Origin of the sequence: Bradyrhizobium sp. (genome assembly GCF_035484855.1) — a bacterium.
GTDB lineage: Bacteria > Pseudomonadota > Alphaproteobacteria > Rhizobiales > Xanthobacteraceae > Bradyrhizobium.
Window position 1 is genome coordinate 1 of record NZ_DATHOP010000107.1, and the last position, 2,261, is coordinate 2,261.

The 2,261-nt window shown below is 62.9% G+C and carries 3 protein-coding genes; 1 reads left to right on the top strand and 2 read right to left on the bottom strand.

Annotated features, from left to right (window positions below):
• Window positions 1–40: 40 nt before the first annotated feature.
• On the bottom strand, window positions 41–256 hold the full coding sequence (locus VK804_RS12500) for a hypothetical protein (protein ID WP_325371127.1): 216 nt from the start codon (window positions 254–256) through the stop codon (window positions 41–43).
• A 193-nt stretch (window positions 257–449) separates the two neighbouring features.
• Here VK804_RS12500 and VK804_RS12505 point away from each other — a divergent pair, with 193 nt between their 5' ends.
• Window positions 450–1,541 carry an IS5 family transposase gene (locus VK804_RS12505; protein ID WP_325371128.1) on the top strand — a complete coding sequence of 364 codons (1,092 nt, stop codon included), beginning with the start codon at window positions 450–452 and terminating at the stop codon, window positions 1,539–1,541.
• On the opposite strand, the gene VK804_RS12510 is transcribed toward VK804_RS12505, so the two are convergent.
• Window positions 1,538–2,261 (bottom strand): FAD-binding protein (locus VK804_RS12510; protein WP_325371129.1); only part of this gene is annotated, 724 nt, incomplete at its 5' end. The genes VK804_RS12505 and VK804_RS12510 overlap by 4 nt on opposite strands.

Consider the following 2,261-nt stretch of genomic DNA (forward strand, 5'->3'; position numbering starts at 1 on the left):
GTGAACTGGATCCGGCTCGCCGTGATCGCGAACGATGCCTTCAGCCGATAGTCGAATCTGCCCGGCGCGCCACGAGCCGGCTACAGAGATTGCCGAAGGCGTCGCGGTAGCGGTGTATCGGCACGCCCGGCTCAACCATCATCTCATCCGGCACAATGAGGTCATCCGACCGCGAAGGGTGCACGTTCAGCATGAGCACCATCGGCACCGGCCGCAGGCATTCGTAGCTGAGCTCATAACCAATCCGGATATGCATATCGGTCTCTGATCTAACGACCACGGCGCTACTGCTGACAAGCAGCCAACATCAAACTCGCCAAAAAATATCCACCATCCTCGCGGATACGATATCGGAATCACAAACCGCCAGAAAGCCGGACACCTCCAAAAACCTGGCCGTTATGGCGGTTTCGTGATTCGATCAACCGAGTTCGCGACGGGGGTGGCGAATGCGGGGTCAGGCAGGATTTTTCGACGTTGAGGAACGGCTGAAGGAGCTCTCGGCCAAGGGCGATGCTCTGGAACGGCTGAACGCCGTGGTGGATTTTGAGCTGTTCCGCGCTGATCTCGAGCGAGCGGTGCCACGCTCGGACGGCTCGAAGGGCGGCCGGCCTGCTTTCGACCACGTGCTGATGTTCAAAGTTCTGGTCCTTCAGGCGAGCCACAGCCTGTCGGACGAGCGGACCGAATATCTGATCCGGGACCGGCTGTCATTCATGCGCTTCCTCGGGCTGGGTCTTGCCGACACGGTGCCGGACGCGAACACGATCTGGACCTTCCGCGAGGCGCTGACAGGGGGCAAGTTACGCGGCAAACCGGCGATCGAGGTTCTGTTCAAACGCTTCGAGGCGGCACTTTCGGCGGCCGGGTTTCTGGCGATGGGCGGTCAGATCATCGACGCCACGATCGTTGCCGCGCCGAAGCAGCGCAACACCGACGGCGAGAAGCGTGAGATCAAGGAAGGCCGCATTCCGGCGGAGTGGGCGAAGAGGCCCGCCAAGCTGCGGCAGAAGGACCGCGACGCACGCTGGACGGTCAAATACACCAAGGCCAAGCCGAGCGAAGATGGTGCACCCCGCGTCGACCTCGCGGTCCCAGCTTTCGGCTACAAGAACCACGTTGGCATCGACCGCCGGCATCGCCTGATCCGCAGCTGGGCCGCCACCGACGCGTCGCGCCACGACGGTGCGCTGTTGCCCGCTCTAATCGACAAAGACAACACCGCCAGCGACGTATGGGCCGACACCGCCTATCGCTCCAAAGCCAATGAGAAGCACCTGGCGGATAACGGCTTGCGCTCGCAGATCCACCGCAAGAAGCCAAAGGGCAAGCCGATGTCCCGGCGCACCGCCCGCGCCAATGGCCGCAAGTCCGCGGTGCGCGCGGCGGTCGAACACGTCTTCGCCCGGCAAAAGGGGCCGATGGGCCTGTATATCCGCACCATCGGCATCGCCCGAGCGAGAACCAAAATCGGCCTGGCCAACCTCGTTTACAACATGAAACGCCTGATCTGGCTCATCGGACAGACAGCGCCAGCTTAAGCGAAGAGGCCGCAACCCGGGCCGGCCTGCCGGTCGATCCCACCCGATGAACCAACAGCCTCAACTCCCCAGTCGGACGCGCCGTTCATCCCGCACAGAAAACGCGGTTCTTGGAGGCCTCCAGCTGTCTGGTCGCCCCAACCACCGATGCCCGGCTCAAGAAGCGTATCGTGCGCACTGTGATCCGGGAGGTGATTGCCGATATCGACGCAGAGGCCGGGGATAGCGCTGCCGGCAGCGTCCTGTACCTCGGTGTCGTTTGACACTTTGAGCCCGCCAAAGGTGAAGGTGACACCGGAGGTGACGCCGTAGGCCTCGTAGGGCGGCGTGTCGAGTTTTTGCGCCCAGTTGGTCTTGTCGATCGCGAGGCCGCTGGTGCGCAGCCCGTCATGGATGTTGGGGTTGAACGGCACATCCGGCCGCGGCGCGGTGTTGAATTCGCGGACCGTGTCGAGGAAGCCCTTCGGGTCGACGCCCTCCATCTTGGCGACCAGCTCCTCAAACGTGTCGGCCTTTTCCTTGGTGCAGCGGGCGATGCGGTATTCGTCGCGCAGCAGGTGCAGGGTCTTCTGGTCGAAGACCTGCCAGGCGAAGAGGTTGGGCTGGTCGAGCACCGCGCGGCCGTATTTGGCGTAGGTGTAGGAGTGGAAGTCGAGCCCCTCGTCAAAGAACCGCTGCCCACGCGCGTTGACGACGATGCCAAACGGATAGCCGTGCTTC

Bases quoted from the DNA above. Each gene is read 5' to 3' on its own strand.
- VK804_RS12505 (WP_325371128.1), top strand. From the start codon at position 450: ATGCGGGGTCAGGCAGGATTTTTCGACGTTGAGGAACGGCTGAAGGAG.
- VK804_RS12500 (WP_325371127.1), bottom strand. From the start codon at position 256: ATGCATATCCGGATTGGTTATGAGCTCAGCTACGAATGCCTGCGGCCG.